The organism is Psychromonas marina, from assembly GCF_030161115.1.
Taxonomy (GTDB): domain Bacteria; phylum Pseudomonadota; class Gammaproteobacteria; order Enterobacterales; family Psychromonadaceae; genus Psychromonas; species Psychromonas marina.
The window spans coordinates 105,132-113,964 of record NZ_BSPQ01000009.1; the positions used below are offsets into that span (position 1 = coordinate 105,132).

1 protein-coding gene is annotated in these 8,833 nt (G+C 43.4%); it reads left to right on the forward strand.

Annotated elements, in window-relative coordinates; translation table 11 throughout:
- Positions 1 to 363: 363 nt before the first annotated feature.
- Positions 364 to 8,833 (forward strand): retention module-containing protein (locus tag QQK09_RS11100; RefSeq protein ID WP_284204206.1); only part of this gene is annotated, 8,470 nt, incomplete at its 3' end.

Here is an 8,833-nt window from a genome sequence, read left to right on the forward strand (position 1 = left end):
TAAGGATATAAAATCATATTTAAGATACATCACAAATGTTTAATTGGCTTAGATTGTATTCTGTAACTATATTTATTGAATATTTTTAATGCTGATTAACAACTAGAAATGGTTGGCTAACATTATGTTTTTTAAGTAAGTTAAAAATTTAATTTTTTTTTATGGTCGCTAAACTAAAAGTGCTCGTATTACCGTTCAATATTTCTATTTTATTAAAAACAATATTTTTAGTTATTACCAATAATAAATGAAAGCAGATGACTATCTGTTTTGATGTAAATAACTATTTAATATGACAAACAACTTCGATAAATTCATCGGTGCATCAGTGCAGCGTTTAATTGCTTACAGAGTGGTCTTTTTATGAATGATAACAATACAATCAATTTAGCTGATAATCAGGGGCCAAAAGATGTTGCCTTTATTATAAAAGCGGGGAACAAAGTTGTTCCAATTCAAGCTGATTATCAAATGCAATCAGATGAAGTCATCGTTGCGAATGCAGGCGCTGAATTTGTTGTGATGAAAAATGGCATTCCGACTTTGGTTAATGAATCTTGCCCAACTTGTATCATGATGTCTGTAGATGGGCTTGAGATAGCCGCACTCAACGATAATGTATCGTTTAACGGACAACAGGCGAGCAATGCAAACTTTACATCAGATGATGTCACAGCAATTCAAAATGCCATTTTATCTGGTGATGACCCGACTGAAACGTTAGAAGCCGCAGCAGCAGGTGAAGTAATACAAGGCTCATCAAATAGCTTTTTTGTTGTTATTAATTATGATAATTCAGAAATACTCGCGGCAGCAGGTTTCGATACCACGAGTGAGCAACAAATAACAATAGATGAGGATGAACGCCTTACTGCTTTGACTGCAGAGGGTGGCTATGCAGCCTCTATTTCTATAACTGAGGGCGATCTAAGTGCTGGATCATACCCAGTAAATACGACGCAATCAGTGGTCATTGAGGCAGGAACACTTCCTCTCGATCCAAATTCATTTACCTTCGATTCCCTCACCCTTAATAGTTTACTAAGCGAGCTAAATAGTGAGATAACATCGGGTGGTGAATCGGTAGAGTTTGTCTTTGATTCGCAAACTAATTCAATTGTCGGTACTCAAAATGGAGAATTAATATTATCCATTGATTTAGATACAAGTACTAATGGCCGGGATGTGACCGTTGAAATAACGACAACTTTACATCAGCCTATTGATCACAACGATGACGCTAACAGCACTGGTTTAGTCACCAATATTGACGATCAAGTTAATATCAATATCTCTGTTCAAGGAGCAGATACCAGCAACAATGAGTTGAATGATCCTATTAACATTGATATCGGCATTGTTGATGGTGCAGATCCTCAGTTTGGTAATGATTCAGGTGTAACCATTGATGAATCAAATGATAAAGGTGATGTGATTTCAGGACAGATTGCAATCGATGTTGGCTCAGATGAAATAACATCGATCATTTTCGAACCTGAACAACCGAGCCTTGTTAGTATCACTAGTAATGGGTTTCCTACAACTTACACTGTTGAAGGTAATACAGCGACTGTATTTGATAGTGCGGGTGACGCTGTTATCAAAGTAACAATTGATACTGATGGTTCATACCACGTGACTGTTACGGGTTCTATTGATCAGCAAGGTACTGCTGATAGTGTCAATATTACCTTAAATGTCATCGCTAGCGATGATGACGGTGATAACACTCAGGGTTCGATCGGAATTACCATCAATGATGGTGACGATGCGGGTGGTATTGGCATTGATGGTAATAATATAGGCACAGTTACATTGAACGAAGGTGATTTAGATGTAGCTGGTGATGGGAGCGATGTAGATAGTTCTTATCCTGCGTCACAGTCAGGTACCTTTTTAATACAAGCGGGTGAAGACCGTTTACTTCCAGATTCAATTGTTATTGACCCTGCATTTCAAGCATCACTCATTAGTGAACTTCAAGATGAGCTAACATCGGATGGTCAACCTCTAAACTTTGTTGTTAATAGCAGTGGTGATTTAGTAGGCACATTAGCAAACGGCGATGTTGCGTTAACAGTGGTTTTATCAGGCGAGCAGCAAGGGCAAGATGTTAATGTGTCGGTGACCATTACACAGAATTTCCCGCTAGATCACACCAATACTGCTGACAGTGAAGGCTACATTACTTCTGCTAATGATGAAATTAACATTAATGTTCCCTTACAAGCCACTGACAGTGACGGTGATAATTTAGATCAGTCAGCAAATCTGAATATTACTATCATTGATGGTGAAAATCCGGCTTTCAGTACCGACTCTGGCGTGACAATTAATGAATCAGATGATAAAGCCAACGTTATTTCTGGTCAGATTCCATTAGATGTTGGCTCTGACTCGATAGATACGATTGTGTTCCAAGCTGAACAACCAGAACTCACTACTATTTCTAGCAACGGACAGGCCACGACCTATAGCGTTTCAGAAAACACAATAACAGTTGTTGATAGTAGCGATAGTCCAATAATGACGGTTACCATCGCAACTGATGGTTCATACACGGTAATCCTCACTGGTCCGGTTGATCAAATCGATAGCGAAACTAGCCTTATTAATCTCAATGTGACCGCGACAGATAAAGACGGTGACAGTACTGACGGATTAATGGCAATTACGATTACTGATGGCATCAATGCCGTGGGTGGCGATCAAGGGGCCTTAATCCTGAGCGAGGGCGATTTAGATGTTGATGGTAATGGCATCGCTGGGACAGACTCTACTTATCCTGCATCACAATCTGGTCGCTTTGTCATCAAAGCGGGCGAAGATCGCCTACTACCAGATTCCGTTAAAATTGCCCCTGTATTACAAAGTGACTTAATCACAGAATTACAAAACGAACTAACTTCAGGTGGCGAAGCTCTGACCTTTAGTATCGATGCTGACGGCAACCTTGTCGGTTCAGTAAATGGCGTTGTTGCAGTAACTGTAGCTCTATCAGGCGATCAGCAGGGACAAGATATCAGCGTAAATGTGGTCATCACGCAAAATGTACCGTTAGATCACAACGGTTCAAGTGCTGATGGATACGTGACCTTTGACGATGACAACATTCACATCAATGTACCTGTGCAAGCAACGGACACTGATGGTGATGATTTAGACACACCAGCGAATGTAGATATTACGATTACAGATGGTGCAGATCCATCTTTTGCTGCTGACTCTGGTGTGACAATTAACGAGTCAGACGATAAAGGCGACATTATTTCAGGTCAAATCCCACTGAATGTAGGTTCAGATGCAATTGATTCGATTGTGTTCCAGTCTGTTCAACCAGAGTTAACAGGCATCACGAGTAATGGCGAAGCAACTACGTTCACTGTTGTTGGTAATACCTTAACGGTGCTCGATTCAGTTGGTAGTGCGGTAATGACAGCCGTTATCTCGACAGATGGTACATACCAGATAATTGTTACCGGGCCCGTCGATCAAATTGACAGTGAATCAACGCAGTTCAACTTAAATGTGACTGCAACGGATAAGGATGGCGATAGTACTGATGGTGCAATGGCTATCACACTGACCGATGGTAGCAATGCAGTGGGTGGTGATCAGGGGACGTTATCGCTTAACGAAGGTGATTTAGATGTTGATGGTAATGGTGGTATAAATTCTACTTACCCAGCATCGCAATCGGGCTCTTTTGTTATTCAAGCCGGTGAAGATCGCCTTGTACCAGATTCGGTTATTATCGCTCCAACTTTTAAAGATAATTTAATTGCTGAATTACAAGATGAACTGACATCTGGTGGCGAAGTGTTGAGCTTTGCAGTAGATAGCAATGGTAACCTTGTGGGTTCATTACCAGGTGGTGATGTTGCATTGACGGTATCTTTGTCTGGTGTTCAACAGGGTCAAGACGTAAACGTTATAGTATCCATTACTCAGCATGTTCCATTGGATCATAACGGCTCAAGCAGTGCTGGTTACGTAACCTCATCCGGCGATGAAATTCATATCAATGTACCCGTGCAAGTAACGGACACTGATGGTGATGATTTAGATATTCCAGCCAATGTTGATATTACAATTACCGATGGCGAAGACCCATCTTTTGCTGAGGACTCTGGTGTTACAATTAATGAATCTGATGATAAAGGCAATGTTATTGCTGGTCAGGTTCCATTAAATGTAGGCTCTGATGCAATTGATTCAATAATATTTCAAACAATACAACCTAGATTAACAGGGATCACAAGTAACGGTGCAGCAACCTCGCTCATCGTTGTTGGCGATACTTTAACGCTGCTTGATAATGCTGGTGATGCAGTTATGACTGTCATAATCGCAACAGATGGTTCATACCAAGTTACGGTTACTGGGCCTATTGACCAAGGAGACAGCGAATCTAGCCTGATTAATCTTAATGTGACCGCGACAGATAAAGACGGTGACACTACTGACGGTTTAATGGCTATCACAATTACCGATGGTATCAATGCAGTGGGTGGCGATCAAGGTGCCTTAACTTTGAATGAGGGCGATTTAGATGTTGATGGTAATGGCATCGCTGGCACAGACTCCACTTATCCTGCATCACAATCTGGTAGCTTTGTCATCAAAGCAGGCGAAGATCGCCTAGTACCAGATTCCGTTAAAATCGACCCAGCATTACAAAGTGACTTAATCACTGAATTACAAAACGAACTGACATCAGGTGGTGAAGCACTGATTTTTAGTGTCGATACTGAAGGCAACCTTCTTGGTTCATTAAATGGCGTTGTTGCAGTAACTGTGGCTCTAACAGGCGATCAGCTGGGACAAGATATCAGCGTTAATGTGGTCATCACACAAAATGTACCGTTAGATCATAACGGTTCAAGTGCTGATGGATACGTGACCTTTGACGGTGATAACATTCACATCAATGTACCAGTGCAAGCAACGGACACTGATGGTGATGATTTAGACACACCAGCGAATGTAGATATTACGATTACAGATGGTGAAGATCCATCTTTTGCTGCTGACTCTGGCGTGACAATTAACGAGTCAGACGATAAAGGCGACATTATTTCAGGTCAAATCCCACTGAATGTAGGTTCTGATGTAATTGATTCTATTGTGTTTCAAGCTACTCAACCTGTATTAACTGGCATCACGAGTAACGGCAAAGCAACTACATTTTCGGTTTCAGAGAATATTCTCACGATTGTAGATAGCGAGAATAATGCCGTCATGACAGTCATCATAGGAACCGACGGTTCTTACGAGGTGGTTGTTAGTGGTCCTTTAGACCAAAGTGATAGTGAATCAAGTATTATTAATCTTAACGTGACTGCGACAGATAAGGATGGCGATACAACAGACGGTTCAATGGCTATCACAGTTACTGATGGCAGTAATGCAGTGGGTGGCGATCAAGGCACGATAACACTGAACGAGGGTGATTTAGATGTTGATGGTAATGGAGTGGGAGGAGCTGATTCCACTTATCCTGCATCACAATCGGGTGCATTTGTTATTCAAGCAGGCGAAGAGCGATTAGTACCCGATTCCGTCAAAATTGATCCAGATCTACAAGCGGGTTTAATCACTGAACTACAAAATGAACTTACTTCTGGCGGACAACCACTGACCTTTAGTGTTGATACTAACGGTGATTTAATCGGTGAACTTGCTGACGGCACGGTTGCAGTAACCTTAGCCTTATCTGGTGCGCAGCAAGGTCAAGATATTAACGTGACTGTAACCATTACGCAGAATGTGCCGTTAGATCATAATGGGTCAAGTGATGGTGGTTATGTCACCTTTGACGGTGATGACTTACATATTAATGTGTCTGTACAAGCAACCGATACCGACGGTGATGATCTAGATAAACCGGCGAATGTGGATATCATTATTACCGATGGCGCAGACGCTGTGTTTGGTGAAGACATAACGGGCGTTACCATTAACGAATCGGCTGCCATTAACGTGGTGAGTGGACAAATTCCATTAGATGTTGGCGCCGATGAAATCGCGACGATTGCGTTCCAAACAGCACAACCAGGCTTAACAGGTATTACCAGTAATGGTGCAGCGACGACCTTTACAGTGGCAGGCGATACCCTAACTGTACTCGACAGCGCGGGCGCAACTGTGATGACGGTGGTTATCGCAACCGATGGTTCATACGAACTGACGATCACAGGACCTGTTGATCAAGCTGACAGTGAATCAACCCAATTCAACTTAAATGTCACCGCCACTGATAAAGATGGCGATAACAGCGATGGCGCAATGAATATTACCATCACCGATGGCACTAATGCCGCAGGTGATGATCAAGGCACAGTTACACTGACCGAAGGGGATTTAGACACGGCAGGTGATGGCGTTAATGTTGGTGATACTGACACCAGTTACCCAGCGACAAAATCTGGCGCCTTTGTGATTGCGGCAGGTGAAGACCGCCTTGTACCCGATTCGGTTAAAATTGATCCCGATTTACAAGCGGATTTAATCACTGAACTACAAAATGAACTCAGTTCTGGCGGACAACCACTGACCTTTAGTGTTAATACTAACGGTGATTTAATCGGTGAACTTGCTGACGGCACCGTTGCAGTAACCGTTGCATTATCTGGTGCGCAGCAAGGTCAAGATATCAACGTCACAGTAACCATTACGCAGAATGTGCCGTTAGATCATAATGGGTCAAGTGATGGTGGTTATGTCAACTTTGATGGTGATGACTTACACATTAATGTCCCAGTTCAAGCAACCGATACCGACGGTGATGATCTAGATAAACCGGCGAATGTCGATATCATTATTACCGATGGCGCAGACGCTGTGTTTGGTGAAGACATAACGGGCGTTACCATTAACGAATCCGCTGCCATTAACGTGGTGAGTGGACAAATTCCATTAGATGTTGGCGCCGATGAAATCGCGACGATTGCGTTCCAAACAGCACAACCAGGCTTAACAGGTATTACCAGTAATGGTGCAGCGACGACCTTTACAGTGGTAGGTGATACCTTAACCGTACTCGACAGCGCGGGCGCAACCGTGATGACGGTGGTTATCGCGACCGATGGTTCATACGAACTGACGATCACAGGGCCTGTTGATCAAAGCGATAGTCAATCAACCCAGTTCAACTTAAATGTCACCGCCACCGATAAAGATGGTGATAACAGCGATGGCGCAATGAATATTACCATCACCGATGGCATCAATGCTGCCGGTGATGATCAAGGCACAGTCACACTGACCGAAGGGGATTTAGACACGGCAGGTGATGGCGTTAATGTTGGTGATACTGACACCAGTTACCCAGCGATAAAATCAGGCACCTTTGTGATTGCAGCAGGTGAAGACCGCCTTGTACCTGATTCGGTTAAAATTGATCCCGATTTACAAGCGGATTTAATCACCGAACTACAAAATGAACTCAGTTCTGGCGGTCAACCGCTGACCTTTAGTGTCGATACTAACGGTGATTTAATCGGTGAACTTGCTGACGGCACGGTTGCAGTAACCGTTGCCTTAACAGGTGCGCAGCAAGGTCAAGATATCAACGTCACCGTCGTGATTACGCAACAGCTGCCACTTGATCACAACGACACAGACACCGCAGGTTACGTGACCTTTGATGGTGATGATTTACACATTAATGTGCCAGTACAAGCAACCGATACCGACGGTGATGATTTAGATAAAGCGGCTAATGTGGATATCATTATTACCGATGGCGCAGACGCTGTGTTTGGTGAAGATATAACGGGCGTTAGCATTAACGAATCGGCTGCCATTAACGTGGTGAATGGACAGATCCCATTAGATGTTGGCGCCGATGAAATCGCGACGATTGTCTTCCAAACAGTACAACCAGGCTTAACTGGGATCACTAGTAATGGTGCAGCGACGACCTTTACAGTGGTAGGCGATACCTTAACCGTACTCGACAGTGCGGGCGCAACTGTGATGACGGTGGTTATCGCGACCGATGGTTCATACGAACTGACGATCACAGGGCCTGTTGATCAAGCTGACAGTGAATCAACCCAATTCAACTTAAATGTCACCGCTACTGATAAAGATGGCGATAATAGCGATGGCGCAATGAATATTACCATCACCGATGGCACTAATGCCGCAGGTGATGATCAAGGCACAGTTACACTGACCGAAGGGGATTTAGACACGGCAGGTGATGGCGTTAATGTTGGTGATAGTGACACCAGTTACCCAGCGATAAAAACTGGCGCCTTTGTGATTGCGGCTGGTGAAGACCGCCTTGTACCTGATTCGGTTAAAATTGATCCCAATTTACAAGCGGATTTAATCACCGAACTACAAAATGAACTTACTTCTGGCGGTCAACCGCTGACCTTTAGTGTCGATACTAACGGTGATTTAATCGGTGAACTTGCTGACGGCACGGTTGCAGTAACCATCTCTCTATCGGGTGCGCAGCAAGGCCAAGATATCAACGTGACTGTAACCATTACGCAGAATGTCCCGTTAGATCATAATGGGTCAAGTGATGGTGGTTATGTCACCTTTGATGGTGATGATCTGCATATTAATGTGCCTGTACAAGCAACCGATACCGATGGTGATGATCTAGATAAACCGGCGAATGTCGATATCATTATTACCGATGGCGCAGACGCTGTGTTTGGTGAAGATATAACGGGCGTTACCATTAACGAATCCGCTGTCATTAACGTGGTGAGTGGACAAATTCCATTAGATGTTGGCGCGGATGAAATCGCGACGATTGCGTTCCAAACAGCACAACCAGGCTTAACAGGTATTACCAGTAATGGTGCAG